General features: G+C 68.4%; 26 protein-coding genes. 11 read left to right on the forward strand and 15 right to left on the reverse strand.

The features are described 5' to 3' along the window. The 7 genes from WFM69_RS14300 to WFM69_RS14330 form a co-directional block, all read right to left on the reverse strand. A partial coding sequence (locus WFM69_RS14300) for an ATP-binding cassette domain-containing protein (RefSeq protein WP_337005785.1) occupies window positions 1–475 on the reverse strand: 475 nt, incomplete at its 3' end. Beyond that, window positions 472–1,464: an ABC transporter permease gene (locus tag WFM69_RS14305; RefSeq protein WP_337005787.1), complete on the reverse strand. Its 993-nt coding sequence runs from the start codon at window positions 1,462–1,464 to the stop codon at window positions 472–474. The genes WFM69_RS14305 and WFM69_RS14300, both read right to left, overlap by 4 nt. Further along, complete coding sequence (locus WFM69_RS14310; RefSeq protein WP_337005789.1) at window positions 1,457–2,461, reverse strand: ABC transporter permease; 1,005 nt, start codon at window positions 2,459–2,461, stop codon at window positions 1,457–1,459. Before WFM69_RS14310 ends, WFM69_RS14305 begins: the two co-directional genes overlap by 8 nt. 40 nt (window positions 2,462–2,501) lie before the next feature. Further along, on the reverse strand, window positions 2,502–4,166 hold the full coding sequence (locus tag WFM69_RS14315; protein WP_337005791.1) for an ABC transporter substrate-binding protein: 1,665 nt from the start codon (window positions 4,164–4,166) through the stop codon (window positions 2,502–2,504). 162 nt (window positions 4,167–4,328) lie between these two features. Continuing rightward, window positions 4,329–5,633, reverse strand: a complete 1,305-nt coding sequence (locus WFM69_RS14320; protein WP_337005793.1) for a GNAT family N-acetyltransferase — start codon at window positions 5,631–5,633, stop codon at window positions 4,329–4,331. 50 nt (window positions 5,634–5,683) lie between these two features. Next, window positions 5,684–5,929, reverse strand: coding sequence for a zf-HC2 domain-containing protein (locus WFM69_RS14325; protein ID WP_337005795.1), 246 nt, complete (start codon window positions 5,927–5,929; stop codon window positions 5,684–5,686). Continuing rightward, window positions 5,926–6,588 (reverse strand): sigma-70 family RNA polymerase sigma factor, encoded by a 663-nt coding sequence (locus WFM69_RS14330; protein WP_442928386.1) that lies wholly within the window; start codon window positions 6,586–6,588, stop codon window positions 5,926–5,928. Before WFM69_RS14330 ends, WFM69_RS14325 begins: the two co-directional genes overlap by 4 nt. A gap of 70 nt (window positions 6,589–6,658) precedes the next feature. Here WFM69_RS14330 and aroA point away from each other — a divergent pair, with 70 nt between their 5' ends. From aroA to bcp, 3 genes are read left to right on the forward strand one after another with little or no spacing between them, the layout of a single operon-like run. Continuing rightward, the gene (gene aroA, locus WFM69_RS14335) at window positions 6,659–7,975 is read left to right on the forward strand and encodes a 3-phosphoshikimate 1-carboxyvinyltransferase (RefSeq protein WP_337005799.1); all 1,317 of its coding nucleotides are present in this window, start codon (window positions 6,659–6,661) and stop codon (window positions 7,973–7,975) included. Window positions 7,976–7,978: 3 nt separating this feature from the next. Then, window positions 7,979–9,049 (forward strand): ribosome small subunit-dependent GTPase A, encoded by a 1,071-nt coding sequence (rsgA, locus tag WFM69_RS14340; protein WP_337005801.1) that lies wholly within the window; start codon window positions 7,979–7,981, stop codon window positions 9,047–9,049. Between the two features lie 9 nt (window positions 9,050–9,058). Continuing rightward, window positions 9,059–9,532, forward strand: a complete 474-nt coding sequence (bcp, locus tag WFM69_RS14345; protein WP_337005803.1) for a thioredoxin-dependent thiol peroxidase — start codon at window positions 9,059–9,061, stop codon at window positions 9,530–9,532. Window positions 9,533–9,571: 39 nt separating this feature from the next. Here the strand turns inward: bcp and WFM69_RS14350 are convergent, their stop codons facing one another. After that, window positions 9,572–9,958, reverse strand: coding sequence for a hypothetical protein (locus tag WFM69_RS14350; RefSeq protein WP_337005805.1), 387 nt, complete (start codon window positions 9,956–9,958; stop codon window positions 9,572–9,574). 231 nt (window positions 9,959–10,189) lie between these two features. Here WFM69_RS14350 and WFM69_RS14355 point away from each other — a divergent pair, with 231 nt between their 5' ends. After that, the gene (locus WFM69_RS14355; RefSeq protein ID WP_017203224.1) at window positions 10,190–10,438 is read left to right on the forward strand and encodes a WhiB family transcriptional regulator; all 249 of its coding nucleotides are present in this window, start codon (window positions 10,190–10,192) and stop codon (window positions 10,436–10,438) included. Window positions 10,439–10,507: 69 nt separating this feature from the next. On the opposite strand, the gene WFM69_RS14360 is transcribed toward WFM69_RS14355, so the two are convergent. After that, window positions 10,508–11,992, reverse strand: a complete 1,485-nt coding sequence (locus tag WFM69_RS14360) for a sensor histidine kinase (RefSeq protein WP_337005807.1) — start codon at window positions 11,990–11,992, stop codon at window positions 10,508–10,510. 24 nt (window positions 11,993–12,016) lie between these two features. Continuing rightward, window positions 12,017–12,403, reverse strand: a complete 387-nt coding sequence (locus WFM69_RS14365; protein ID WP_337005809.1) for an Rv3235 family protein — start codon at window positions 12,401–12,403, stop codon at window positions 12,017–12,019. Between the two features lie 130 nt (window positions 12,404–12,533). On the opposite strand from WFM69_RS14365, the gene WFM69_RS14370 reads away from it, so the two are divergent. Continuing rightward, complete coding sequence (locus tag WFM69_RS14370) at window positions 12,534–13,145, forward strand: hypothetical protein (protein ID WP_337005812.1); 612 nt, start codon at window positions 12,534–12,536, stop codon at window positions 13,143–13,145. Here the strand turns inward: WFM69_RS14370 and WFM69_RS14375 are convergent. After that, window positions 13,133–13,411 carry a helix-turn-helix domain-containing protein gene (locus tag WFM69_RS14375; RefSeq protein ID WP_337005814.1) on the reverse strand — a complete coding sequence of 93 codons (279 nt, stop codon included), beginning with the start codon at window positions 13,409–13,411 and terminating at the stop codon, window positions 13,133–13,135. The two genes, WFM69_RS14370 and WFM69_RS14375, sit on opposite strands and share 13 nt — an antisense overlap. Before the next feature lie 97 nt (window positions 13,412–13,508). Here WFM69_RS14375 and WFM69_RS14380 point away from each other — a divergent pair, with 97 nt between their 5' ends. Together WFM69_RS14380 and WFM69_RS14385 are read left to right on the forward strand one after the other, a co-directional pair. Further along, complete coding sequence (locus WFM69_RS14380) at window positions 13,509–14,129, forward strand: SAF domain-containing protein (RefSeq protein ID WP_337005816.1); 621 nt, start codon at window positions 13,509–13,511, stop codon at window positions 14,127–14,129. Then, window positions 14,126–15,364, forward strand: coding sequence for an AAA family ATPase (locus WFM69_RS14385; protein WP_337005817.1), 1,239 nt, complete (start codon window positions 14,126–14,128; stop codon window positions 15,362–15,364). The genes WFM69_RS14380 and WFM69_RS14385 overlap by 4 nt, the downstream gene beginning before the upstream one ends. Here the strand turns inward: WFM69_RS14385 and WFM69_RS14390 are convergent. Together WFM69_RS14390 and secA are read right to left on the reverse strand one after the other, a co-directional pair. Next, window positions 15,288–16,514 (reverse strand): pyridoxal phosphate-dependent aminotransferase, encoded by a 1,227-nt coding sequence (locus WFM69_RS14390; RefSeq protein WP_337005819.1) that lies wholly within the window; start codon window positions 16,512–16,514, stop codon window positions 15,288–15,290. The genes WFM69_RS14385 and WFM69_RS14390 overlap by 77 nt on opposite strands. Before the next feature lie 67 nt (window positions 16,515–16,581). Continuing rightward, window positions 16,582–19,383: a preprotein translocase subunit SecA gene (gene secA / locus WFM69_RS14395; RefSeq protein WP_337005821.1), complete on the reverse strand. Its 2,802-nt coding sequence runs from the start codon at window positions 19,381–19,383 to the stop codon at window positions 16,582–16,584. 187 nt (window positions 19,384–19,570) lie between these two features. Here secA and WFM69_RS14400 point away from each other — a divergent pair, with 187 nt between their 5' ends. The 4 genes from WFM69_RS14400 (at window position 19,571) to WFM69_RS14415 (ending at window position 25,096) form a co-directional block, all read left to right on the forward strand. After that, the gene (locus WFM69_RS14400) at window positions 19,571–20,191 is read left to right on the forward strand and encodes a PadR family transcriptional regulator (protein WP_337005823.1); all 621 of its coding nucleotides are present in this window, start codon (window positions 19,571–19,573) and stop codon (window positions 20,189–20,191) included. Beyond that, window positions 20,191–20,913, forward strand: coding sequence for an ABC transporter ATP-binding protein (locus tag WFM69_RS14405; protein ID WP_337006044.1), 723 nt, complete (start codon window positions 20,191–20,193; stop codon window positions 20,911–20,913). The genes WFM69_RS14400 and WFM69_RS14405 overlap by 1 nt, the downstream gene beginning before the upstream one ends. Continuing rightward, the gene (locus tag WFM69_RS14410) at window positions 20,910–23,693 is read left to right on the forward strand and encodes an ABC transporter permease (protein ID WP_337005825.1); all 2,784 of its coding nucleotides are present in this window, start codon (window positions 20,910–20,912) and stop codon (window positions 23,691–23,693) included. The genes WFM69_RS14405 and WFM69_RS14410 overlap by 4 nt, the downstream gene beginning before the upstream one ends. A gap of 77 nt (window positions 23,694–23,770) precedes the next feature. After that, a complete protein-coding gene (locus WFM69_RS14415) occupies window positions 23,771–25,096 on the forward strand; it encodes a hypothetical protein (RefSeq protein ID WP_337005827.1) in 1,326 nt (441 codons plus the stop codon). Window positions 25,097–25,163: 67 nt separating this feature from the next. Here the strand turns inward: WFM69_RS14415 and hpf are convergent, their stop codons facing one another. Both hpf and WFM69_RS14425 read right to left on the reverse strand, forming a co-directional pair. Then, a complete protein-coding gene (gene hpf, locus WFM69_RS14420) occupies window positions 25,164–25,820 on the reverse strand; it encodes a ribosome hibernation-promoting factor, HPF/YfiA family (protein WP_337005829.1) in 657 nt (218 codons plus the stop codon). A gap of 132 nt (window positions 25,821–25,952) precedes the next feature. Beyond that, window positions 25,953–26,600: a ComF family protein gene (locus tag WFM69_RS14425; protein ID WP_337005831.1), complete on the reverse strand. Its 648-nt coding sequence runs from the start codon at window positions 26,598–26,600 to the stop codon at window positions 25,953–25,955. Window positions 26,601–26,688: the final 88 nt, after the last annotated feature.

Here is a 26,688-nt window from a genome sequence, read left to right on the forward strand (position 1 = left end):
GCGGGAAACTCGACAACCGGTTCGGATCGACGCCGACGAGCGTGAGCAACTCCTCCGCCCGCTCCGTCTTCGCCCGCTTCGACATTCCCGGACGATGCGTATCGAAGATGTCGAAGATCTGCGCCTTCACACTGATCACCGGGTTCAACGAGTTCATCGCCCCCTGGAACACCATCGAGATCTTGTCCCACCGGAATGCGCGAAGTCCTTCGCCGTCCAGGCCCACGATGTCGATATCGTGACCATCCCGGTCATGGAACACGATCTCCCCACCCGTCATGAGCGCCGGAGCCTTCAACAACCGATTCATCCCATACGCCAGAGTCGTCTTCCCACACCCCGACTCCCCCGCCAACCCCAGGATCTCCCCCCGATTCAACGTCAACGACACATCCCGCACCGCCTTCACCGGCGGATCCACCTCATACTCGATCGAGACATTCCTCGCCGTCAGCACTGCCGTCTTCCCAGTCATGCGACCGCTCCCTCTCCTCCGACGCCCCGACCAGCGCGGCGCGCGCGGCGCTGCCGTCGTGCGGCCACCGGCGCCAGGCGCAGCTTCGGATTCACGATCTCGTCGATCGCGAAGTTGATCAGCGACAGGGCCGTGCCGATCAGCGCGATGATCGCGCCGGGCGGGACGAACCACCACCACGCTCCGCTGCCCACGGCCTGTCCGGTCTGGGCGTCGTTCAACACGGTGCCGAGCGTGATCGACCCGGTCGGTCCGAGACCGAGATACGACAACCCCGCCTCGCCGAGCACCGCGAAGATCACGCCGAAGATCAGTTGCGCAGCCAGCAGGGGCACGAGATTCGGGAGGATCTCCACGAAGATGACTCGCAGCGGACGCTCGCCGGCCACCACGGATGCCGCGACGTAGTCCCGGGTGCGCAGCGACCGCGCGGTGCCGCGAAGAACCACCGCAGAACCCGCCCAGCCCGTGATGCCGAGCACCAGAGCGACGAGCAGCGAACTGCGTGCCAGGTCACCGAGGCCCTCGGTGTGCTGCACGTACGCCGCGATCACCATCACGAGCGGCAGGCCGGGGATCACGAGCATGATGTTCGTCGCCAGCATCAACGTCTCATCCAGCGCTCCACCGAAGTACCCGGCGAGAACGCCGAACACCAGCGCGAGGAAGAGGGCGACCACACCCGCGACCGCCCCGACGAACAGGGAGCCCCGCGTGCCGGTCGCCACCTGCGCGAGCACGTCGAAGCCGAGCTTGGTCGTACCGAGCGGATGCTCCGGGCTCGGTGGGAGCAGCGGCTCGAAGCTCGCATCCCGTGGGTCGCCGAGCAGCAACGGCCCGATCAGCCCGAACAGCACGATCGCGCCGAGCAGGATGATGCCGGTGAGGAGCTTGCCGGAGAGACGGGGGAAACCGCCGCGCAGGCGTGCCGTCCGCGCGACGGCGACGGCGTGCGTGGACTCGGACGGGGTAACGATCAGGTCAGCCATCGCGGCGCACTCTCGGGTCGATGAAGCCATAGAGGAGGTCGATCAGGAAGTTCGCCGCCAACACGGTGAGGGTGATCACGAGGAACACTCCCTGCATGAGGGCGTAGTCGAGTCCCTGCACGGACTGGATCATCAGCTTGCCGAGGCCCGGATAGCTGAACACCTGCTCGGTGACGATCGACCCGGCCACCACGAATCCGAGCGCGATCCCGAATCCGGCGAGGCTCGGGATCGACGCGTTGCGCGCCGCATAGGCGGTGCGGATGCGCGAGGGCCGTAGCCCCTTGGCCTCGGCGGTGAGCACGTAGTCCTCCGCCATGGTCTGCACCATCATGTTGCGCATTCCGAGCAGCCATCCGCCGACCGAGGAGATCACGATCGTCGCGGCGGGTAACAGCGCGTGCACGAACGCGCTGGCGAAGAACGCCGGCGTCCATTCGGGCCCTGCCGGAAACTCGAACACGTCGTATCCGCCGATGATGGGTAGCAACCCCAACTGCACCGAGAACACCGCGACCAGCACGAGTGCGAGCCAGAAGTACGGGATCGACTGCAGGAACGTGGTGATCGGCACGAGCTGATCGACCCACGTTCCCCGGAGCCAGCCGACCCAGGCGCCGGCGATGATGCCGAGGACGAACGAGATGATGGTGGCTGCGCCGACGAGCGTCACCGTCCACGGCAGAGCCGCGGCGATGAGTTCGCCCACCGGGGCCGGGTATCGGGTCGACGAGACCCCGAGATCACCGTGCAGCAACCGGCCCCAGTAGGCGAGGTACTGATCCCACAGACTCGATCCCTTCTCTGCGCCGAGGATGGAGGTGATCGCCTTGATCGTCTCCTCGGATAGCGGCCGGCCTCCGTTCGCACGCCGGAGCTTGCCCAGCATGATCGCGGCGGGGTCGCCGGGGAGCAACCGCGGCAGCAGGAAGTTGAGGGAGATCGCGGCCCACAGCGTGATGATGTAGAACGCCACGCGGCGCATCCAGAACTTCACGAGCCTCTCCTCTCGATGGATCGATCCATGGGGCGGGCCTCTACTTCTTCACAGGACGCAGGTGCGTGAGCACGACCGCCGAGGCCGTCGACAGGTACGGCAGCGGCGCCGCGTACATGTCACTCTCACTCGGCCACCCGGTGAAGTCCGCGGTGTTGAAGAACGACTGCGAGGCGTTGAGCACCACCGGGATGTACGGCAGGTCGCGGGCGATCTCGGTCTGCACGGCGGCGTAGGCGGTCTTCTTGATGTCCTCGTCCTGCGTGGCGCCGGCCTGCTTCACCGCGTCGTCCACGACGGGATTGCTGTAGCGGGAGTAGTTCTGACCCTTGGTCGGCTCCTCGCCCACCTTCGCGCTCGCGGTGGTCGTGAAGTACTGGTCGTAGTTCGAGAACGGATCGGCCACCAGGGACTGCGTGAGCCCGTAGAGCGCGAGCTGGAACTCCCCGGTCGAGATCGGCGTCCAGTACTCGGCTTCCGAGACCGTGCGCGCGTTGACGCGGATTCCGGCTTTCGCCGCCTGGGCGCTGATGAGCTTGGCCGCGTCGTTGTAGTCGGTCCAGCCATCGGGCGAGAACAGGTCCAGCTCGATCGCCGTGCCGTCCTTGCCATAGAACCCGTCGCTGCCCTTGGTGTAGCCGGCAGCCTCGAGGATTCCCTCCGCCGTCGCCACGTCGGGCTCCTGCGGGCTGACCGCCAGAGCAGGATCGCTCAACCACTTCTCGTCGCGCGGGAGCAGTGCGAAGCTCGGCGATGCCTCACCCGAGAGCCCCGCGAACGCCTTGCTGCTGATGGAGCCGCGATCGATCGCCACGTTGAGTGCCTGACGCACGGCCGGGTCGGTCTGCGCACCGCTGCAGCCCATCGAGGCGTCGGCGCAGGTCATGATCACCGTCGGGTCCTGCTGCTGGTTCATCGTGCTGATCTTGCCGTTGGCGGTCACACCATCCGGGTTCGCGATGAACTGGCCGACCCAGTCGAGCTTGCCGGTCTTCAGCAGGTCCTCGGACGACTGGTTCGAGTCGATGCCGATGTCCTGCACCTCCTTGATCGCCGGGGCGCCATCGCGGAACAGCGGGTTCGCCTCGAGCGTGTAGGCGGCGTCGGTGAACGACTTGAGCGTGTACGGTCCCGAGCCGATGGGCTGGGGGTTCGTCTCGGTCATGTAGTCGTCGATGTCGGACCAGATGTGCTCCGGAATGATCCAGGTGGAGCCGAGGATCAGCGAGGTCGCCGTGAACTTCGCCGACGAGTACGTCACGACGACGGTCGTGTCGTCGGTCGCGTCCGCTGACACCATGTCCGGGTCGAGATTGGATCCGTAGCCGAGGCTGAACGCGACGTCCTCGGCCGTCAGGTCATCCCCGTCGCTCCACTTGAGGTCGGGCTTGATGACGATCGTGAGGACCGTGCCGTCCTCGTTGAACTCGTAGGAGTCGCCGATCATCCCGACCGGAGCATCGGCCGACAGCTGGTTGAAGAAGAACAGCGGCTCGTAGATCGCCCCGAACGTCATGTGGGTGGCGGTGTCCACGGCGAACGGGTTGAAGTTGTTCGTGATCGGGGTCATCGATCCCGACCACATGCGGAGCGGGCGATCACCCCCGGAAGAGCTGCCACCGGGCGTGCAGCCACCCAGCACCAGGGCGAGTGCGGCGGCACCGGCGACGAGAGGAAGGGTCTTCCTCCAGCGGTTGTCATGCATGGAAACCTCGTCTCAAGAGCTTCATTGCGGAAGTCGAGCAGAGCGGACGGCATCCGCTCTGAGCCGAGGTTATAGTAAAGGCTCTTTCCAGTAAAGAGGTTTCTAGTTTTTTAGCTCACGCCCCTCCGAGCCGCGGACGGCGGGGAGCGGACCGTGGCCGGATCAGTACCAGATGTCCAGCGACGGCGTCGGGAACGAGGCGAACGCACGGTCGAGCGCGTCGACGACCGGCGCGGCGGCATCGATTCGCCCGGCTCCGTGCAGGGCGGCGGCGCGCACTCCCCCGGCGTACAGGGACGAGAGCGCCGAGACGTCGAGTGTCACATCGGGAGCGTCGTCATCCACACGATCGACCGTGGCACGGCCGGTGTCGTCGACGCGGAGCAGCCAATCGCCGGCCGCGAACCCCAGCGCATCCTCGACGCGCAGCACCAGGTCGAGCGGCGCGGAGAAACGGCGCGCGGTCAGCGCCTCTGCCACATCGAGGATGCGCAGCCACCCGTGATCGTGCACCTCCTGCGTGACGCCCCGGGTATCGCGCACGAGCCACGGGAGCGGATCATCGAGCGGACGGAGGTCTGCGACGACATCATCGACGAGATCGTGCTGCAGCGCGAAACGCCAGAGGGCCGCGAGCGCCTCGGGCGTATCGGCGACCAGGAGGCGGATGTGGAGCCCGAAGCGGAAGGAACCCTCCTTCTCCACGACGGTGTAGGCGAGCACACCCTGGAGCACGCCCTCGGCGTCGAGGTAGTGCACGCCGCGGACCTTCTCGCGCTCGGTGTCGGCCGAGGCGAGACCGGCGATCCCTTCCCAGCGTGTGCTCCACCCCGGGATGCGTCCCGGTCGAGTGGCACGCGCGCGTTCGTGCACGGCGCCGATATCGGCCGCCAGCCGCTCGCGCTCGACGTACTCGAGTCGTCCTCGCGGCTCCGGGCCGGCCCAGCCCGCACGGCGCGTGTCGACGGTGAGGCGTGCGACGGGAACGGCCGATCCGAAGCCGTAGCGACCGTAGATCGTCGCTTCCGACACGGTGAGTCCGGCCACGGCGACTCCCGCGCTCACGGCCGCCCTCAGCTCTCCTTCGAGTAGGGCACGGGCGATGCCGCGACGACGATGCGTGCCAGCGACCGTCACACCGCTGATCGCCCACATGCCGATCTCGGCGCCGCCCGGGACCGTCAGGGGTGTGACCCAGGAATCGATCGTGGCCACAGGTGCGGACCCGCCGACCGCGGCTCCTTCGAAGACGCCGATGTTCCGACGGGCGCGGAGCGTCGGCAGCGACTCCTCGAGTGCGGCGCTCGAGGGCTCCGCCCCGAGGAAGCCGCGCGACATCGCTCGCTGGAACGCCGTCACCTGTGACGCATCCTGCGTGTCTATCAGGCGGTAGTCGAGGCTCTGCTCCGAGAGCCGGTCGACGGAGGTCTGGTCCGCGGGGATACCGCGTGCATCGATGAGGGCCATGAGCACAGCCTACGGTCGGGTGCGGACACTCGTCCTCCCCCGACGCGCGCTCAGTGCTGCGCTGCCTGCACCTCGCGCAGACGGGCGAACACCTGGTCGCGCAGCTCCTCCGGAGCCGTCTCCTTGCAGGCGCGGGCGATCACGTCGGTCAGCGTGGTGGCGACGAGCGCCTCATCGCGGCACGACGGGCAGTTCTCGAGATGCTCGCGGATCTCGGTGTGCTCGGTCTTGCACACCTCGTTGCGGAGGTACTCCTCCAGATCCTGACGCGCTTTGTCGCAGCCGCAGTCGCTCATTTCTTGCTCCTCGTGTCAGCCGCGGCGATGCCCCGCTCGGCGGCGTAGTCAGCCAACAGCTCCCGCAGCATCCGCCTGCCACGATGCAGGCGGCTCATCACGGTGCCGATGGGCGTCTTCATGATGTCGGCGATCTCCTGGTAGGCGAAGCCCTCGACATCGGCGAGGTACACCGCCAACCGGAAGTCCTCCGGCACCGCCTGCAGCGCATCCTTGACGACGGATGCGGGCATGCGGTCGATCGCCTCGGCCTCGGCCGAGCGGCTGTGCGACGCAGTGGTCGACTCCGCCCCACCCAGCTGCCAGTCCTCGAGCTCGTCGATCGTGCCCTGGAACGGCTCGCGCTGCCGCTTGCGATAGATGTTGATGTAGGTGTTCGTGAGAATCCGGTACAGCCACGCCTTGAGGTTGGTCCCCTGCGAGAACGTGGCCCAGGATCCGTATGCCTTGACGAACGTCTCCTGCACGAGATCGGCGGCGTCCGCCGGGTTGCGCGTCATGCGCATCGCGGCGGCGTAGAGCTGATCCATGAAGGGGATCGCCTGTTCCTCGAACTCGCGCCGAGGGTCGCCGACGGTGTCTGCGGTTACGGTGTCATCCATCACCGGCCAGTCTAGGCCGCTGAGGTCGATCGCCTCGCGCTCCAACATCGCCGGCATTCTCTCTCCTTCAGATCGGGAGCTGCGTCTTTCACGACGAAGGTCCCTGCGTTTACTAAGGTGAGAACCGATGAGCGCCAACAGGTATTCCCCCTCCCGTGTGCAGGGCGCCTATCCCGCGCCCACGACCGACGCACCCGTGCACGCCGAGCTCACGATCCCCGGCTCCAAGTCGCTGACCAACCGCGAGCTGATCATCGCGGCGATCGCCGACGGACCAGGGCGATTGATCGCGCCACTGCACTCCGACGACTCCGCACGCATGGTCGATGCCCTGCGCGCGCTGGGCGTGGGCATCGAGGAGGTCGATGCCGGCAACGAGTTCGGCCCCGACCTCGTCGTCACGCCCGCCAAGCTCACCGGCGGTTCGACCGTGGACTGCGGCCAGGCCGGCACCGTCATGCGGTTCATCGCCCCTCTCGCAGGACTCGCCCAGCACGACGTGCACCTCACGGCGCACGAGACGGCGCTGCATCGCCCAATGGGCGGACTTATCAGTGCGCTGCGCGATCTCGGCGTCGACATCGACGACGAAGGCACGTGGGCGCTCCCCTTCACGATCCGCGGACACGGTCGCATCCGTGGCGGGCGCGTCGAGATCGACGCGTCGGCATCGAGCCAGTTCGTGTCGGGACTCCTGCTCGCGGCCCCTCGCTTCGATGTCGGCCTGCACCTGGTCCACACCGGCGAGCACCTGCCCAGCCTCCCGCACATCGACATGACGATCGAGGCGCTGAGCCGCCGCGGCATCCGCATCGAGCGACCCGCCGTCGGCGAGTGGCTCGTCGAGGCGGGCGTCCCGCGCGCCAAGGAGATCGCGATCGAGCCCGATCTCTCCAACGCCGCCCCGTTCCTCGCCGCGGCTCTCGTCGCGGGCGGGTCGGTGTCCGTCACGGGGTGGCCCGCGCACTCGACGCAACCGGGCGCGCTGCTCCCCGAGATCCTCCAGGCCACCGGTGCGCACGTCGGTCGCCACGGCGGCACGCTCACCGTGCGAGCGGGCACCACGATCCGCGGACTCGATCTCGACCTCTCCGCCGCGAGCGAGCTCACCCCGACCCTCGTCGGGCTGGCCGCATTCGCGGAGTCGCCCACCACGATCCGGGGCATCGGACACATCCGCCTGCACGAGACCGACCGGATCGCCGCGCTGATCGGCAATCTCCGGGCTCTCGGCGGCGAGGCCGAGGAGCTTCCCGACGGTCTCCGCATCATCCCCCGCCCGCTGCACGGCGGGGTGTGGGCCGCGCACCACGATCACCGGATGGCCACGACCGGAGCACTCATCGGCCTGCGCGTCGCCGGCGTCGAGATCGACGACATCGGCACGACCGCGAAGACCCTCCCGGAGTTCACGATGCTCTGGGAGCGGATGCTGCGGGGCTGACGGATGAGCTGGCTCGACGACACCGACGACCTCGACGACGACTTCGACGACTTCGATGAGAGCAGCATCCGCACGCGCCCGAACCCGAAGGCGAACCGCCCGCGCACCAAGCGCCGCCCCGCCCACGAGGACGCACAGGTCGGACGGGTGCTCGGTGTGGACCGCGGCCGATACTCCGTGCTGCTCGGCGAGGACACACCAGAGGAGCGCACGATCACCACGACGCGCGCACGGGAGCTGCGGCGCACGCCGATCGTGACCGGTGATCAGGCCCGGGTGGTCGGCGACACCTCCGGCGACGAAGGCACGCTCGCACGCATCGTCGGTATCGTCGATCGCACCTCGCTGCTGCGTCGCAGCGCGGACGACACCGACCAGGTCGAACGCGTCATCGTCGCGAATGCGGATCAGATGCTCGTGGTCGTGGCGGCGGCCGACCCCGAGCCACGCGCACGCCTCGTCGATCGCTACCTCGTCGCCGCGCTGGACGCCGGAATCCGACCGCTCCTCGTGGTGACCAAGACCGACATCGCCGATCCGACCGAGTTCCTCACCCACTTCGACGGCCTCGACCTGCGGGTGTTCACCAGCGCCCAGGAGGACATGCCGATCGACGAGATCGGCGATGCGCTGGTCGGACACTCCACCGTCTTCGTCGGTCACTCCGGCGTCGGCAAGTCGACTCTCGTGAACGCCCTCGTGCCGACGGCGCAGCGCGCCACCGGACATGTGAATCAGGTCACCGGGCGGGGCCGGCACACATCGTCGTCGACGGTCTCCCTGCGCTACGAGGGAGCCCGCGGGACGGGGTGGGTGATCGATACCCCCGGAGTGCGCTCGTTCGGGCTCGGACATGTCGATCCCGCGAACATCCTGGCGGCGTTCACCGAACTCGCGACGATCGCCGAGGACTGCCCCCGCGGCTGCACCCACCTCGCCGATGCGCCGGACTGCGCCCTCATCGAGGCGGCGGAGAGCGGCGAGCTGGGCGAGACCGGTCGGGCGCGGCTGGACTCGCTGCAACGGCTGCTGCAGACGTTCGCCGACAAAGCGGAGCAGGCCCCCGGCCGTTAGGCTGAGGGTGTGACTCAGCGCCTCGAAACCGGATCAGCTGCCCCCGACTTCTCGCTTCTCGACCAGGACGGGAACACGGTCCGACTCGCAGATCTGCGCGGTCGCAAGACGGTGCTCTACTTCTACCCGGCGGCGATGACGCCGGGATGCACCACCGAGGCCTGCGACTTCCGCGACAGCATCTCCTCGCTCCAGGGCGCCGGATACCAGGTCGTGGGTGTTTCGCGGGACGAGCCGGCGACGCTGGCGAAGTTCCGCGAACGCGACGGGCTCACCTTCCCGCTCCTGAGCGACCCCGACCACTCGGTGCACTCCGCCTACGGCGCCTGGGGCGAGAAGATGAACTACGGCAAGCTCATCGAGGGCGTCATCCGCTCCACCTTCGTCCTCGACGAGGACGGCACGATCGCTCTCGCGCAATACAACGTCAAGGCCACCGGCCACGTGGCACGGCTGCGCAAGCAGCTCGGCATCGACGCCTGAGCATCCGACGACCGCAGGCTCCGCGCTGACCCGCGGCGGTCACTCCGCCTCTCGGCGCTCCCCTTCACGGCGTGCGCTCGAGATGAGCAGCGCGAACCCGATCAGCCCCGGCAGACCGACGCCGAAGGTGAACGTCCACGAGATGGGCTGCAGCGTGAGCGACGCGAGAGCGAGCGCCACGGCGAGCACCTGGAAGACGATTCCCCCGGACCGCGCCCAGGAGCGTCCGACGCGCGTGCCGATCGCGAAGGCGAACAGTGCGGCCGCCCCGATCAGGGTGAGCACGATCAGGGCGAGCGCGGTCGGGAGCGACGCGGCATCACCGGCGCTCAGGCCGACCAGTTCGATCACGGCGAAGACGAGGAGAGCGAGCCCCTCCAGCGCGAGCACCGCCGCCGCGGCGAGGGCCAGTCCGGGTGCGCGCACGGTGTCTCCTGAGGGTTGAAGCGTGAAGAAAACCCTTGATTTCATGGTTTTCATGTAACAGAATAGAGAAAGTCATGTGCTCCCACAGCGGCGTGGGGCGAGCATTCACACTCGCATCACTATTCGCGGGCATCCGTCCGCATCTCAAAAGGGTAGCCGAACCCGAACGGCCGCTCGAATCCGAGAGGTCGCTTCGCGGCATCTCTTGAAAATCCACACCGAGGAGCCCCCATGGACTGGCGCGACAAAGCCGCCTGCCTGACTGTCGACCCCGAGCTTTTCTTCCCCGTGGGGAACACCGGTCCAGCCGTCGATCAGATCGAGAAGGCGAAGACCGTCTGCGCCACCTGCACGGTCACGGAGATCTGCCTGCAGTACGCCCTCGAGACCAGCCAGGACTCGGGCGTCTGGGGCGGCCTCTCCGAAGACGAGCGCCGCGCCCTGAAGCGTCGCGCCGCACGCGCCCGCCGCGCCTCCTGAACAACCGGAAGCGGCCTGAGAGTCTCTCTCAGGCCGCTTCCGTGCGCCCGGGCGTCTGAGCCCGCGCAATCAGCGCTCGAGCCAGCGCAGCGGAATGTCGATGACCACCTCGGTGCCCTCGCCCTCACTGCCGTGCCATTCGATCGTTCCGCCGAGTTCACCCTGGATGAGCGTGCGGATGATCTGTGTGCCGAGGCCCTGACCGATCCGTCCCTCGGGCAGACCGAGACCGGTGTCGTGCACCGTCACGCGCAGGTTCTCCTCCGTGCGCTTGGCGTCGATCGTCACGGCGCCCTCCTGTCCCGCGAGCCCGTGCTCCACCGCGTTCGTGACGACCTCCGTGAGCGCGAGGGCGAGTGGTGTCGCGTACTCGCTCGGCAGCACGCCGAAGCGGCCCGTCGACTGCGTGCGCGCGCGCGTGTTCGGCGCCGAGGCGACCTCGGCGACGAGCTTCAGCACGCGATGGAAGACCTCGTCGAAGTCGACCTTCTGTGTCAGCCCCTGCGCGAGCGTGTCGTGCACCACGGCGATCGCGTCCACACGGCGCATGGCCTGCGTGAGGGCGTCACGGGCCTCATCCGAATGCGTGCGGCGGGCCTGGATGCGCAGGAGCGATGCCACAGTCTGCAGGTTGTTCTTCACCCGATGGTGGATCTCACGGATCGTGGCATCCTTCGTGATGAGTTCCTGCTCCTGATGGCGCAGTTCGGACACGTCGCGGCAGAGCACGATCGCACCGATGCGCGTGCCGTGATCCTTCAACGGGATGGCGCGCAGCGACACCGTGACGCCGCGTGCCTCGATGTCGGTGCGCCAGGGCGCGCGTCCGGTGACGACGACCGGCAGCGACTCGTCGACCTGCCGGGAGGGCGGGACGAGCCGCGTGGTGACCTCGGCGAGCGACTCCCCCTCGAGTTCGTCGTCGAAGCCCATGCGGTTGAAGGCCGACAGCGCGTTGGGGCTGGCGAACGTGGTGATCCCGTCGACATCGATGCGGATCAGACCGTCCGAGGCGCGCGGAGCGCCCCGCCGCGGAGACGTCGGCGCCGACAGATCGGGGAAGCTGCCGTCCGCGATCATGCGGAACAGGTCGTTCGCGCACTCGTCGAACGTGATCTGCTGACGCGAGGGCGTGCGTACCTCCCCGAGATTGGTGTGCCGGGTGACGACGCCGATCACGGTCGCCGGAGCGTCGGCGCCGCGGCGCATGCTCACGATCGGCACGGCGCGCACCCGCGTCGGCGTCTCCTCGAACCAGTCCGGCGAAGAGGAGTCGACGATCTCCGCCGACTCGAAGGCGCCCTGCACCTGGGTGCGCCACTGCGGTCGCACCCGCTCCCCGACGATGTCACGGTAGAACAGGGTCGCCGCGCCGCTCGGCCGCGCGTGGGCGACCGCGATGAAGGAACCGTCGTCGGTCTGGATCCAGATGACGATATCCGCCGAGGCGAGGTCTGCGAGGAGCTGTCCGTCACCGGCGAGGCGGTGGAGCCATTCGACATCGCTGTCGGTCAGAAGGCCCTGGGTCTGGGCGAGATCGCTGAGGGTTGACACCTGACCAGCCTACGGTCAGATGTGTCAGAGGATGGCCAGCGACGTCGCGCGCCAGCGGCGGTCGATCCCGTCCAGGCGGATGGCGACCGCGCGCGTGCGTCCGGGACCCGCCACCACGATGACCGCTTCGATCACGCCGTCGGTCGGCTCTGTGACCCGCAGCGCCCTGATCTCGAATGTCGGACGCGCCGGCGGCACCCCTCGCGCGCTTCGCGCCCGCGCCGACAGATTCGCACGGGTGACCAGGCTGCGGAAGGCGTCCTCGCTGACCCAGCGGGCGAGCTGATCGACCTCGCGGACTCCGGCGAGCACTTCGAGCACACCGTGGGTGAGGCTGCGAAGCAACGGCGCGGGATCCGGGAGCGCGCTGGTCGATGTCGGCTGGGGTGCGAAGTACTCGTGCGGCGTCATGTCCAACTCTCGGTCGAGGGCGGTTGCGAGTCGTCAGTACAGCACCGCCCGCACCGCCTCGGAGCGACGTCGACGGAAGAATGTGGATAACTCGTACGTCGCCTCTGCGGCGTCGCCTACGCTCTGTCGGATGCACTGGGACCGTCTGTTCGAAGACCTCGAGGGGCAGCTGGCGTCGGAATGGGAAGCCGAGCGCGCCATGCTCGATGCCGAGTCCGAGCGGCTCCGCATCTCACGGCTCGACCTGCGGATGCGACTGCGCATGCTCGTCGACGCCGGGTCGGACGCCACGATCGATCTCCTGCATGGGCCGCGGCTCCCGGTCACCCTGCAGACGCTCGGAGCCGACTGGCTCGCCGTCAGCTCACGAGGCACCGGCGACGCCCGAACGGCGATGTCGTCGTTGATCCTTCCCCTCCACGCGATCGCGGGGATCTCCACCGACCACGGCATGATCCTGGCGAGTCTCGACGAGCCCACCGCTGCGGATCCCTCCCTACGAGAGCGGATGACAATCGGCTTCGTGCTGCGTGACCTGGCGCGGCGGCGGATCCCCGTGCAGGTCACCACTCGACCGGGCGACGATCTCCACGGCACGATCGACCGTGCGGCGGCGGATCACCTGGACCTCGCGCTGCACGATCCCGGCGAGGCTCGACTGGCCGGCGCGGTACGCGGATTCCGCATGGTCCCGTTCTCCGCGATCGTCGCGGTGAGGACTTCGGGCGATCAGATGCCGTGAGCCGAGGAGGTTCCCCATACCTCGGGGAAGCTCGCCGTCTGGGACTGCCGCCACAATGCCATCCGACGGGAGATCTCGGATTCCTCGGCGAGGTAGCCGTCGAGGCTGGCCTCTTCCACGCGCCAACGCGGTGGCGACCCGAGGTGTGCCCCGCTGAGCCTTCCCTCGTGCAGGAGGGCGATCACCTCATCGACGCCGATGCTCAGCAGTTCCGCCACCTGCGCCGGAGCGAGAAATCGCGGTGCACGTGCGGAGCGGGCTGTCATGACCCCATTCTCGCCCACCCGCCCGGCCGGGCACGCCGCGGACTCCGGCTGTGGATAACTCGCGTGCCGACGAGGCGATTTCTGTGACGATGGCGCCATGGCTTCCCTCTCCCGTCCTCGGCGCGCCTTCTGGGGCGACGTCCGCTTCCTCGTCGGCATCGCGCTGGTTGCGCTGTCCATCACCGGCGTCTGGCTGATCATCACCGCATCCGATGATGCGACTCCCCTGCTCCGCGCCACCCGGACGATCACCCAAGGTGAGGTGCTCACGTCGGGCGACTTCCAGGTGGTCGAGGTGGGCATGGGCGGGCTGGCCGACGATTACGTCGCTCCCGACGATCTGCACCCCGGCCAGGTCGCGGGCCGCACCCTCCCGAAGGGCGAGATCGTGCCGACCTCCGCCGTGACCGACGCCGACCATCTCCGCAGCACCACGATCGTCATCGACTGCAGCACGGGGATCCCCGAGGGCGTCGAGGCGGGCACCGTCGTCGAAGTCTGGCAGGCGCCGCTCCTCGACGACGGACGGTCGTACGACGCCCCGCGCATCCTCGTCGCCGATGTCACGGTCCACGAGGTACTGGAGCCGGAAGGCATGCTCGCCGAATCCGACTCCCGGCTCGAAGTCGTGATCGACAGCGCCGACGTCGCCGACGTGCTCGCCGCGGTCACGAGCGGCGCCGCGCTCTCGGTGATTCCGGTGGGGGCGGGGTCGTGAGCTCGGTCGTCGTCGCGCTGCCGCAGCCACGCGGGAGCGCGCTGGCTGCAGAGCTCGAGCTCGAAGGGGTCGACGTCGCCGCGATCCTCACCCCGAACCCGTCCATCGATGCACTCCCCGACGGGGTCGAGGCGATCGTCGTCCCCGCCACCCGCGCCGTCCTGACGAGCGCGCTGATCGCGATGTGCGATCGAGCAGGTGTGCGTATCCTCCCCCTCGGCGGAGCCGACAGCCGTGTGATCGGGAGGCTCGGGCTCTGCTCTCCCCTGCATGCGGACGCCGCCGGCTGGGAGGTGGCCGCCGCACTGTCCGCGGAGGCCACGACGGCGTCCGAACCACCGGCGTTCGCTCCCTCTCGTGTGATCGCCGTCTGGGGACCTCACGGCGCTCCTGGGCGGTCCACGGTCGCGATCCAACTGGCGGTGGAGCTCGCCCGTCGGGGACGCAGTGTCGGCGTGATCGACGCCGATACGGTCGCACCGGCACTGGCACTGCTGCTGGGACTGAGCGACGATGCGCCGGGGGTCGCCGCCGCGTGCCGCCGTGCAGAGCGCGGTGCCCTCGACACCGCGGAGCTGACCAGGCTGGCGACGACGCTGCGCACCGGTGGTGGCGACATCGACGTGCTCGCAGGGATCAATCGCCCGAGTCGCTGGCCCGAGCTCGCATCAGATCGCCTCCGGACCACCCTCCGCACCAGTCGTGAATGGGTCGAGGAAACGGTCGTCGACGTCGCTGCCGCCTTCGACGCCGATGACGAGGTCACGTTCGACCTTGCCGGTCCGCGGCGCCACGCGGCCACCTCGACGACTCTGAGCGAGGCCGACCTGATCGTGGCCGTCGCCGCCGCGGATCCCCTCGGCATCAGCAGGTTTCTCCGTGATCACGCAGAGCTGCGGCGTCTCACCGCGCCGACACCGGTGGCCGTCGTCGTCAATCAGGTCAGACCCGGTCCGCTCGGCATCGACGCGCGGGGACAGGTGCGCAGGACGCTCGAACGGTTCGCCGGCATCACCGACGTCACCTTCGTTCCCCACGACCAGCGCGCGGCGGATGCCGCCTTGCTGCACGCACGGCCGATGACCGACGTGGCACCGCGTTCGGCCTTCGTGGCGGGTGTGCGACGGCTCGCCGCCACGCTGTCACCCGCCGAGACCGTCACTGCCGGTAGCTCGCGAGGAAGTTCCCCAGTCGTTCGACGGCTTCGCTCAGCACTCGGGGCTCGGGGAGCGTGACGAGTCGGAAATGATCGGGGGTCGCCCAGTTGAATCCGGTCCCCTGCACCACCAGGATGTGCTCCGACACCAGGAGGTCGTACACGAAACGGGCATCGTCCCTGATCTCGTGCACGTCGGGGTCGAGCCGCGGGAACGCGTAGAGCGCACCTTGGGGCTTGACGCACGAGACCCCGGGAATCGACTCGAGCCCTTCCCAGGCGATGTCCCGCTGCTCGTGCAGGCGTCCGCTCGGAGCGATGAGCGCGTCGATCGACTGCACTCCGGAGAGAGCGGCCTGCACCGCATGCTGCGCCGGCACGTTCGGGCAGAGCCGCGTCGACGCGAGCAGGGTGATGCCTTCGATGAAGCCCTTGGCGTGATCCTGCGGTCCGGTGATGACCATCCATCCCGACCGGTACCCGGCGACGCGGTAGGTCTTGGACAGACCGTTGAACGTCAGACACAGCAGGTCGGGTGCGAGTGTCGCCGTCGGGATGTGCACGGCGCCGTCGAACAGGATGCGGTCGTAGATCTCATCCGACAGCAGCAGCAACTGGTGCTCCCGCGCGATCTGGACGAGGCCTTCGAGGATCTCGCGTGAGTAGACCACGCCCGTGGGGTTGTTCGGGTTGATGATGACCAGGGCTTTGGTGCGCGGCGTGATCTTTGAGCGGATGTCCTCGAGATCGGGCTGCCACTCGTCGTCCTCGTCGCAGAGGTAGTGCACGGGGGTGCCCCCGGCGAGACTCGTCATGGCCGTCCACAGCGGGTAGTCCGGCGCGGGGATGAGCACCTCGTCGCCCTCGTCGAGAAGGGCCTGCATCGTCATGGTGATGAGCTCGGAGACACCGTTGCCGAGGTAGACGTCGTCCGGATCGAAACGCGGGAAGCCGTCGATCTGCTCATAGCGGCTCACGACGGCGCGTCGGGCGGAGATGATGCCCTTGCTGTCGCTGTAGCCGTGGGCCGTGGGCAGCGCCGCGAGCATGTCATGCACGATCTGGTGAGGCGCATCGAAACCGAAGATCGCCGGGTTCCCGGTGTTCAGCTTGAGGATCTTGTGACCCTCCGCCTCCAGCCGCGCCGCCTCGACGAGGGCGTTTCCGCGGATCTCGTACAGGACGTTCTTGAGCTTCGACGACTGGTCGAAGTGGCGCGTGGGGGTCATCGACCAAGCCTACAGGGACGAAAGGAGGGCCAATCCACCCGGACTGGCCCTCCTTCTCGGCGATGCGCTACTTCTTCTTCTTGCTCTGCGCCCGACGCTGCTCACGGTTGCCCGCGGCAGGCGCCGGAGCCTCCGTGCGCTGTCCGAACGCGCCGCGAGGGGCTTCTTCGGGCTCGGCCTGCGGCGCCTGGGCACGTGCTGCCGCTTGGCGCAGACGATCCGTCGCGGCCTGCTGCACCTGGCCGCGATCGTTGCGGACCTCGACCTCGCCGGCGTCGTTCGCGGCGGAGTACTCCAGCCGCTGCTCTCCGCCGCTGGTGGCGAGTCCCTTGGCCTCGACCTCGGCAGCGTCGGAGTCGCCTGCGCGGCGCACCTCGACCTCGAGGTTGTAGAGGTAGCCGACGGACTCCTCCTTGATCTGGCCCATCATCGACTGGAACATCGCGTAGCCCTCGCGCTGGTACTCGATGAGCGGGTCGCGCTGTGCCATCGCACGCAGACCGATGCCGTCCTTGAGGTAGTCCATCTCGTACAGGTGGTCGCGCCAGCGGCGGTCGAGCACCTGAAGCACCACGCGACGCTCGAGCTCACGGGTCGCGGCCTCGCCGAGCGACTCCTCACGCGTCTCGTAGGCGATCTTGGCGTCCGACAGGAGCTCGCGCGTGAGCCCCTCGGCCGTGATCCCGCCCTTGCGGTCGGCGGCCTCGGAAACGACCTCGTCGATCGTGACGCTGACGGGGTAGAGCGTCTTGAGCTCCGTCCAGAGCGCGTCGAAGTCCCAGCTCTCGTTGTGGCCCTCGCCGGTGTGGTCGCGCACTACGCCGCTGATGGCGTCCTCGATGAAGTGCTGCACACGGTCGGCGATGTCGTCGCCCTGGAGGATGTGGCGGCGGTCGGCGTAGATCGCCTCGCGCTGACGGTTCAGGACGTCGTCGTACTTGAGGACGTTCTTGCGCATCTCAGCGTTGCGCGCCTCGACCTGCGACTGGGCGCTGCGGATGGCACGGGAGACGAGACCGGACTCGATCGGCACGTCGTCCGGGAAGTTGGTGCGGGCGAGGATGGCCTCGGCCGCACCCGACTGGAACAGACGCATCAGGTCGTCGGTGAGGCTCAGGTAGAAGCGGCTCTCACCGGGGTCGCCCTGACGTCCGGAGCGACCGCGCAGCTGGTTGTCGATGCGGCGGGACTCGTGGCGCTCGGTGCCGAGCACGTAGAGGCCACCGGCCTCGATGACCTTCTCGGCCTCCTCCGAGACGACGCCCTTCATCGACTCGTAGGTCTCGTCCCAGGCGATCTCGTACTCCTCGGGCGTCTCGACCGGGTCGAGTCCCTTGCCCTTGAGCTCCTGGACCGCGAGGAACTCGGCGTTTCCGCCGAGCATGATGTCGGTGCCTCGTCCGGCCATGTTCGTGGCGACCGTGACGGCCCCCAGTCGACCGGCGCGAGCGACGATCTCCGCCTCGCGCGCATGGTTCTTGGCGTTGAGGACCTCGTGCTTGACGCCCTTCTTCGCGAGCAGACGCGACAGGTACTCGCTCTTCTCGACGCTCACCGTTCCGACCAGCACCGGCTGGCCCGAGGAGTGGCGCTCGGCGATGTCCTCGACGACCTGCGCGAACTTCGCCGTCTCGTTCTTGTAGACGAGGTCGGCCTGGTCCTTGCGGATCATCGGCTTGTTCGTCGGGATCGGGATCACGCCGAGCTTGTACGTCGACATGAACTCCGCCGCCTCGGTCTCGGCCGTACCGGTCATGCCGGCGAGCTTGTCGTAGAGGCGGAAGTAGTTCTGCAGGGTGACGGTGGCGAGGGTCTGGTTCTCGGCCTTGACCGGAACGCCTTCCTTGGCCTCGATCGCCTGGTGGATGCCCTCGTTGTAGCGGCGGCCGACCAGGATGCGACCGGTGTGCTCATCGACGATCATGACCTCGTCGTTCATGACGACGTAGTCGGTGTCCTTCTTGAACAGCGCGAGCGCCTTGATCGAGTTGTTGAGGAACGAGATCAGCGGCGTGTTCGCGGACTCGTACAGGTTGTCGATGCCGAGGTAGTCCTCGACCTTCTCGATACCCGGCTCGAGCACGCCGACGGTGCGCTTCTTCTCGTCGACTTCGTAGTCCTCGCCGACCTCGAGGGTGCGGGCGATCTTCGCGAACTCGGCGAACCAGCGGTTGGCCTCCCCCGACGACGGGCCGGAGATGATGAGCGGGGTGCGGGCCTCGTCGATGAGGATCGAGTCGACCTCGTCGACGATCGCGAAGAAGTGCTCGCGCTGCACGAGGTCTTCCTTGCGCCACGCCATGTTGTCGCGCAGATAGTCGAAGCCGAACTCGTTGTTCGTGCCGTAGGTGATGTCGGCGGCGTACTGCTCGCGGCGCACGGCCGGCGTCTGCCCGGAGACGATGATGCCGGTGGTCATACCGAGAGCGCGGAACACGCGCCCCATGAGCTCTGCCTGGTAGCTCGCGAGGAAGTCGTTGACCGTGATGACGTGGACGCCCTTGCCCGCGATCGCGTTCAGATAGGCGGGAAGCGTCGCGACGAGCGTCTTTCCCTCACCGGTCTTCATCTCGGCGATGTTGCCGAGGTGGAGGGCGGCACCACCCATGATCTGCACGTCGTAGGCGCGCATGCCGAGGGTGCGCTTGGCCGCTTCACGGACCGCCGCGAAAGCCTCCGGCATCAGCTGGTCGAGGGTCTCGCCCTTCTCGAAGCGCGCACGCAGTTCGGCGGTCTCGTTGCGCAGCTCGTCGTCGGTGAGCTTGGAGATGTCCTCTTCCAGCGCTCCCACTGCCTTGACGACCTGATTCAGGCGGCGGATGACCCGCCCCTCGCCAGCGCGCAGCAGCTTCTCAAGAGGATTGGCCACGGATGTCATCTCCCTGTCAGTGGGTAAATCGCCGGTCGTCGGTGAACCCGACGCCAGGCATACTTTGCCATGTTACCGGCCTGTGACCTGCACGTCGCCTGCACGACCAGCCGGACTCCACCCAGGTTCCCATTGCCGGGTATGTATATGCTGGTAACGTTCTAGATTCTACGTCGCCAGGAGATTCATGTCGGTCCGCCAGAGCCTGCTCGCCATCCTCGATCAGGGCCGGTGCTACGGGTATCAGCTCCGCCACGAGTTCGATCGGCGCACCGGCTCGACCTGGCCGTTGAACGTGGGGCAGATCTACAACACACTGGAGCGCCTGGAGCGCGATGGCCTCGTCACGCGGGGCGAAGCCGACGACCAGGGCCACGTCTACTGGGAGATCACGCCGGCCGGATCCGCAGAGGTCGCGCAGTGGCTCGCAGTCCCCGTCGTGCGCAGTCCCTCGACGCGTGACGAACTGGCGGTCAAGCTGGCGATCGCCGCGACCCTCCCCGGCGTCGATGTCGCTGCAGTGATCCAGACCCAGCGGACGGCGTCGCTCGGACAGCTGCAAACCCTGCAGCGCGCGAAGTACGCGGGAGGCGAGGCCGACGGCCCGGAGGAGTTCGCGTGGTCGCTCGTCGTGGACTCCATGATCTTCGCCGCCGAGGCCGAGGTGCGCTGGCTCGACCACACCGAGCAGCGGCTCCTGCTGCGTCCCGAGCGCGCCATGTCCCTGGAGCTCGCCGTGGACCGCCCGAAGCGCGGCCGCCCCGCGAAGGTGCTCGCGCACGAGACGGAAGGCGCGCTCGAACCGTGATCGGGGAGACCGTCATCCGCCTGTCTGGTGTGTCTCGGGAGTATCGGAACGGGCCGTCGTCCGTCTCGGTCCTGTCCGAGGTGGACCTCGACGTCGCCCGCGGCGAACTCGTCGCCGTCATGGGTGCGTCCGGGTCCGGCAAGTCGACACTGCTGGCGATCGCCGGCGGGTTGGCGATGCCCACCTCGGGCGAAGTCACGGTGGACGGCGCACGGCTCACGGATATGAGCGCTTCGGACCTGGCGCGGCTGCGACGACGGTCGGTCGGGTTCGTGTTCCAGGATTTCAACCTCATCCCGTCGCTCACCGCGATCGAGAATGTGACGCTGCCGCTCGAGCTCGAGGGTTTCTCACCTCGGGTGGCGCGCCTCGCGGGCAGGGCCGCGATGGAGGCGGTCGGCGTGGCAGACGTCGAAGGAACGTACCCGGACGACCTGTCCGGTGGTCAGCAGCAGCGCATCGCGATCGCCCGCGCCGTGGTCGGCGACCGCCGACTCATCCTCGCCGATGAGCCCACGGGCGCACTCGACTCGGTCGCCGGAGAGCTCGTGCTGCGCGTGCTGCGCGAGCGTGTCGACGCCGGCGCAGCCGGCATCCTCGTGACGCACGAGGCCCGGCACGCCGCCTTCGCCGACCGGATCGTCTTCCTCCGCGACGGGAGGATCGTCGACGAGACTCGTCGCGACCGAGTCGAAGAGCTACTGGGCGATCCGGCGTCGTGAACCTCCTCTTCCGCTGGCGCACGAGCGCACGACTCGCGCTGCGCCAACTGCGGCGTACGCCACTCGCGGCCGTCCTGATCAGCGCCCTGATCATGCTTCCCGTCGCCGGAATGACCGCTTTCGCGATCGTCGGGTCGAGCATGATCCCGAATAGCGAGGAGCGGGTCGCTGTCGCACTCGGACACATGCAGGCGTGGATCGGCATAGGCGGATCCACGCAGCCGGACATCGTGCAGGGCTCCACCGATCCGGATGGGGACGGCTACCTCCTGACCGCTCCGTCGTCGCCGACCAGTCGAACTCTCGCCGACCCGACGTCCGTGCTGCCGGCCGGAACCGAGACGCTGCGCATCGTGCAATCGGATGTGCGCGTGCAGACCCCGAGCGGCACCACCGGCATGCGTGCGTGGAGCGGGAACACGTGGGATTCCCGGTTCGCCGGCCGCTTCGACAAGATCGAGGGCACGGTGCCGTCCGGCGACCACGAGGCGATGGCGACGCCGGCCGCACTGGACCGACTCCGCATCGGGATCGGCGACACCATCGTCCTTCCGGATACCGGGGGCACCTACACGGTGGTGGGCACGATGTCGGCGGCTCCGCTGGCCGCCGACGTTCCCGCGCTCTTCGTCCCTCCGAGTACCGACCTCCCCGGGAAGGCACGCTGGTACCTCCCCGCGCACGCGCTCGCATGGGACGACATCCAAGCTCTGAATGAACAGGGCGTGGCGGCATACTCGCGCCAGGTCGCCCTCGATCCACCCGCTCAGAGCGAGGCGGGCTCTTTCGGTCTGGAGCCGACCGAATCCGCCGAATCGGCCGCACTCGGGATGGGGTTGGCCGCCGGAGGTCTGTTCTCGGGGTATGTGCTCCTGATGCTCGCGGGCGCCGCGTTCGCCGTTTCGACCCGCCGTCAGCAGAGGTCCCTGGCGGTCGCTTCGAGCATCGGCGCATCGCCGAGAGACGTGCGTCTCGTGGTGCTGCTGCAGGGGACGATGCTGGGCGTCGTCGGCGCCCTCGCCGGCCTCGCCCTCGGCGTGGGCGCAGCCGCGTTGACCATGTCGGTCGCCGACGACGGATCGGCCACTCGATTCTGGGGCTTCCACCTGCCGTGGCACGTTCTCGCGGCGATCCTCCTCCTCACCGTGCTGGTCGGCACCGCATCAGCCACACGCCCGGCACGCACCGTGTCGCGGGACGTGCTCTCCACGTTGCGCGGGGCCCGCCGCACGGAGGCCGCCCGTCCATCCCGGCCCTGGTGGGGATGGTGCGTGCTGCTCCTGGGGGCAGCTCTCACCCTCGGCGCGACCATCGTGGTTCGCAATGCCACCATTTCGGGGGATTTCGCAGACAGTCGCACGCAGACCCTGCTCTCCGGCGCCATCATCGTGGGGCCGGTCCTCATCCAGCTCGGGTTCATCCTGTCCGGTCGATGGATCCTCGCACTCGTGACGCGCGGCGTCGCGCGTGCGGGCACATCCGCACGGATCGCCGCGCGCGACGCGTCCGCCAACTCCCCTCGGATCGTTCCGGCATTCGCCGCGATCGCGGCGACCGTGTTCATCGCGGTCTTCGCGGTCGGTCAAGTCGTGATGCAGAACGAAGACACGATCCGCAGCTGGGGCTACGTCGCTCCCGTGGACAGCCTCGACATGGCGCTCATCCCTGCGATGGACCAGCTGGAGGCACCGGGAGAATCGGACGTCGCCCAGGCATCCGCCGAGGCGCTGGAGGCGGCACAGCAGATCGCGCAGAACGTCGATGCGGTCGACAGCGCGGTCGTCGCCCAGCAGACGCGCTACTGGCCCCCAGCCCAGTCACCGGCGCCTGTGGATTCGGACATCGTCATCGCTCTCATCCCCACGCACCAGCTTCGCGACCCCGACCCCACGCTCCCCGCGATCCGCGGCGCCCAGGACCGAGGCAATCCGATCTCGGTGATCACGGCGGACGATCTCGACACGGCACTCGGCGTGCACCTGACGGCGGGGCAACTCGACGCCTACCGTCACGGGGCCGCGATCGTGACCGATCCCCGATTCGTCACCGACGACACCATCACGCTGGGCGCCTGGAGCCCGCAGGATGCCGCGGACGGGAGCATGCCCGACAACTACACGGCGGACGCGGACGCGTACTACCCGCGCACCGCGCCACAATGGAAGAAGACGATCGCGGCAGTCATGGTCGATGCACCCCTGCAACGCGTCGCCATCGCCCTCTCCCCCTCGAGCGCGGACGATCTCGGGATCGTCGCGCTTCCCACCGACCTGATCGTGTCTTTCGACGGCCCCGCCGATGTCGAGACCCGCGACCGCGTGACCCGACATGCGCAGGACCTCAGCGGGTCGACCTGGACCATCGCACCGAGGTTCGAAGACGGTCCACCGGACGGCACGTTCTGGGTCCTCCCCGTGCTGACCGCTGTGGTCATCCTGGCGCTCGGCACCGCTGGTATCGCGCTGAGCCTCGCGCGGATCGAGCGAAGGCCGGACGACGCGACGCTGAGCGCCGTCGGCGCCGGCAGAGGGCTCCGACGCAGGATCAGCATGTGGCAGGGACTGCTCATCGCTGGACTCGGCACTCTCATCGGCACGCTGTCAGGAGTGCTGCCCTCGATCGGCTTCGGTGCCGAGAGCGGGAACTCATTGTCGGTGTCGAACATTCCCTGGGCGCTGTTCGCCGGGCTCACAGTCGCACTCCCGCTCCTCGTGGCGTTCGTCAGCTGGCTGGTGCCGCCGCGGAGAGTCGAGTCGACACGCCGCACCGCGATCACCTGATGCGCCCAGAGCGAAAGCCCGTGCTCCCGGGGTCGATGCCCAGCCACCGCACCTGCCCGGGAAACTAGGATCGGTTCATGGCTGGATTTTGGGGCAGACGCAAACGCGAACAGGAAGAACTCGCCGCACAGGACGCCGATCTGGCTCGTCGCGCGGAGCAGGCCCTGGTCGGCGCGGACGAGCGGATCCGCACGACGTCGGATGAGCTGGCCTTCGCCGAGGCCGAGCTCGGCGAGTCGCTCACGGCAGATCTGCGCAAAGCGCTCTCGGCCGTGCGCACCCACCTGCGCGAGGCGTTCCAGCTCCACCAGCTGAACCACGACGAGATCCCCGATACCGTCGAGGAACTGCGCACCCGAAACGCGCGCATCCTGCAGCTGTGCGACTGGGCGCAGGACCTGCTCGATGAGAAGACCTCGGTCCTCGCGGAATCCGTCGCCAAGGTGCGCCGTGCGCCGGCGGTCGTCGCCCAGGTACGCGCAGATGCGGCAGCCCTCAGCGCCCGCATCCCGCAGACCAACGAGACGGTCGCGCGACTCTCCGCCCGGTACGCCGACTCCGCCATGCACCAGATCACGGCCAGTGCCGCCGAGGCCGAGCAGCTCATCAGCTTCGCGACGCACAGCGCGGACGTGTCGGAGCGCCGCAGGGCGGCCAAGCAGAACGAAGAGGCGAACGTCGCGCTCGAGACCGCGACCGAGGCGACTCGACGCGCGTCCGCACTGCTCGACGCGGTGGAAGACTTCGAGATCGAGGCCCTGCGCGCGGAGTCCACGCTCGCCGAGGTCGTGGCCGACTCCCGCGGTGACCTGATCGCGGCCCGCACCGCCCCCGCCGTGCCCGCCGTCGCCGAGGCGGTCGCCGCGCTCCAGGCCGCGCTGGCTGCGCTGACGCCTGCCGGCACGCCCAACGACCCGTTCGCCGAGCTCTCTCAGCTGCGCGACGCCAATTCCGCGCTCGACGAGGCGATCGCCAAGGCCCGACACCGCGCCGAGAACCCGCTCCCGAGCATCGCCCAGGTGCAGCACGCCATCGACGACGCGGACCGGCAGCTGGGCGTGGCCCGCGGCCTCATCTCCGGGCACCGTGGGTGGATCGGCGCCGACGCCCGCACCCGGCTCGCGGAGGCGGAGCGACTCCGGGTCGATCTGACCGATCTTCTTCCCGCGGAGGACACCCGCGAGGCGGCACTTCTTCAGGCACGCCGGGTTGCACACCTCGCATCCGAGGCGCTGCAGCTCGCCCAGCGCGACATCGACTCCTCGCGCCCGCAGGACCAGGACTGGGGCGGCGGGGGCGGGTGGGGCGGCGGCCCCCGACGCGGCGGAGGCGGTGGCGACCTCGCTTCCGGCATCCTCGGCGGCCTCGTGATCGGCAGCATCCTCGACGGCATCTTCGACTGACCGCGGCCGACGCGTGACGCCAGAGCGGCCCGACCCCTTCCGGGATCGGGCCGCTCTGGTGTTGGTTTCAGGAGGCCAGTGCCTCCGCCGGCGGAGCCTGAGTGCTCAGGGCGATCACGCCGTAGTCCCACCCCTTGCGTCGGTAGACGACGCTCGGGTGGTCGGTGCGGACGTCGACGAACAGGAAGAAGTCGTGTCCGACCAGTTCCATCCGGTCGACGGCCTCCTCCACGGTCATCCACTCGGCGTCGAAGCTCTTGGTGCGGATCACGACCGGAGAGTACGCCTCCTCCTCGCTCTGCTGCACGGGGACGCTCCCGGTGGCGACAGCGTGGAGCACGTCGACCGACGCCGGCTGCACGTCGATGCCCTCGAGCGCACCGCTCTCCTTCTCGAAGTGTGCGCCGCGGGGGTGCTGTCGACCGTCGACCCGCTTCTCCTTCGCGCGCCGGAGCTGCTCGGACATCTTGTCGACGGCGAGGTCGAGGGCGACGAACTTGTCCCCGTCGGTGGCCTCCGCGCGGACGACGGGGCCCTTCCCCACCAGCGTCAGCTCGACGGTCTCATCGGGGACTCGACCGTTGCGATACACACGATGGGTGACTTTCACATCCAGCCGTTGCGCTCGGGCGGCAAACGTCTGGATCTTGGCGATCTTCTCTTCGACAACGGTTCGGAAGCGATCGGTGATACCCACTCCGACGCCAACGATGCTTGTTTCCATTGCTGCCTCCTTGTCCCGGTCCTCCCGGCCAAGGGCGGACCGTGGTCGCCTTGTGTCCCCCCACCGTAGTCCGCCCGCCGACGGAAGTCACGGGCTCTTCTCCCTGTGTCGCCAGTGCGTTCCCGATGAGGTTCATCCGAATCCGGTTCGATGCGGCGTGGCGGCGAGCGCGACAGCCCCCATGACGCGGAAACCGGCCTGCGTGAGCGCGCGCGCCGCTTCGTCGATAGTCGCCCCGGTGGTCACGACGTCGTCGACGATCACCGCCTCGGCGCCGTCTCCGGCCCTGCGCGCACGCATGGCGTCGCGCACGTTCTCGGCACGGGCGCGGGCACCGAGGCCGCGCTGGTCGACGAGTCCGCCCGCGAGGGCGAGCACGCGCTGAGGTTCGAGGCCCGTCCGGCGGATCAGCAGGTCCGGAACCCGGTAGCCGCGACGCCGGAACGCGCGCCTCGAGGTGGGGACCGGGATGATCCAGGTCGCCGCGGTCGCCATCGGCACCAGTACCGGAGCAAGCGCCGCAGCCAACGGACCGGCGAGCATGGTCTCACCCTCTCCCTTGAGGCGACGGATGCACCGTGCGCTCACTCCTTCGAAAGACAGGGCTGCCCGATACGGCAGCCCCCGCGGAGTCACGCCGTCCTGCCTCCGCGGCGCCAGTTCCGCGCGGCAGCGTGTGCAGAGCAGGCTTCCCGGCTCGTCGCACCCTGCGCACGTGGCAGCGAGCAGGAGCGCCATCATCTCGGCGCCGATGAGCTTCAGATCACGTGTTGTCCGCACACAGCGATTGTTCCGTCGCGTCACCGTCCGAGCAGGCGACGCTCATCGAATCCGTGGGGACGCGAGACCGACCGACCGCGGTGCAGGG

The sequence above is a fragment of the Microbacterium sp. LB12 genome (assembly GCF_037150835.1).
Classification (GTDB): Bacteria; Actinomycetota; Actinomycetes; order Actinomycetales; family Microbacteriaceae; genus Microbacterium.

Excerpts from the sequence above, each read along its gene's own strand:
- WFM69_RS14305 (WP_337005787.1), bottom strand. The coding sequence starts at position 1,464 with ATGGCTGACCTGATCGTTACCCCGTCCGAGTCCACGCACGCCGTCGCC.
- WFM69_RS14315 (WP_337005791.1), bottom strand. The coding sequence starts at position 4,166 with ATGCATGACAACCGCTGGAGGAAGACCCTTCCTCTCGTCGCCGGTGCC.
- WFM69_RS14320 (WP_337005793.1), bottom strand. The coding sequence starts at position 5,633 with ATGGCCCTCATCGATGCACGCGGTATCCCCGCGGACCAGACCTCCGTC.
- WFM69_RS14325 (WP_337005795.1), bottom strand. The coding sequence starts at position 5,929 with ATGAGCGACTGCGGCTGCGACAAAGCGCGTCAGGATCTGGAGGAGTAC.
- WFM69_RS14330 (WP_442928386.1), bottom strand. The coding sequence starts at position 6,588 with ATGCCGGCGATGTTGGAGCGCGAGGCGATCGACCTCAGCGGCCTAGAC.
- aroA (WP_337005799.1), top strand. The coding sequence starts at position 6,659 with ATGAGCGCCAACAGGTATTCCCCCTCCCGTGTGCAGGGCGCCTATCCC.
- rsgA (WP_337005801.1), top strand. The coding sequence starts at position 7,979 with ATGAGCTGGCTCGACGACACCGACGACCTCGACGACGACTTCGACGAC.
- WFM69_RS14355 (WP_017203224.1), top strand. The coding sequence starts at position 10,190 with ATGGACTGGCGCGACAAAGCCGCCTGCCTGACTGTCGACCCCGAGCTT.
- WFM69_RS14365 (WP_337005809.1), bottom strand. The coding sequence starts at position 12,403 with ATGACGCCGCACGAGTACTTCGCACCCCAGCCGACATCGACCAGCGCG.
- WFM69_RS14370 (WP_337005812.1), top strand. The coding sequence starts at position 12,534 with ATGCACTGGGACCGTCTGTTCGAAGACCTCGAGGGGCAGCTGGCGTCG.
- WFM69_RS14375 (WP_337005814.1), bottom strand. The coding sequence starts at position 13,411 with ATGACAGCCCGCTCCGCACGTGCACCGCGATTTCTCGCTCCGGCGCAG.
- WFM69_RS14380 (WP_337005816.1), top strand. The coding sequence starts at position 13,509 with ATGGCTTCCCTCTCCCGTCCTCGGCGCGCCTTCTGGGGCGACGTCCGC.
- WFM69_RS14390 (WP_337005819.1), bottom strand. The coding sequence starts at position 16,514 with ATGACCCCCACGCGCCACTTCGACCAGTCGTCGAAGCTCAAGAACGTC.
- WFM69_RS14400 (WP_337005823.1), top strand. The coding sequence starts at position 19,571 with ATGTCGGTCCGCCAGAGCCTGCTCGCCATCCTCGATCAGGGCCGGTGC.
- WFM69_RS14415 (WP_337005827.1), top strand. The coding sequence starts at position 23,771 with ATGGCTGGATTTTGGGGCAGACGCAAACGCGAACAGGAAGAACTCGCC.
- hpf (WP_337005829.1), bottom strand. The coding sequence starts at position 25,820 with ATGGAAACAAGCATCGTTGGCGTCGGAGTGGGTATCACCGATCGCTTC.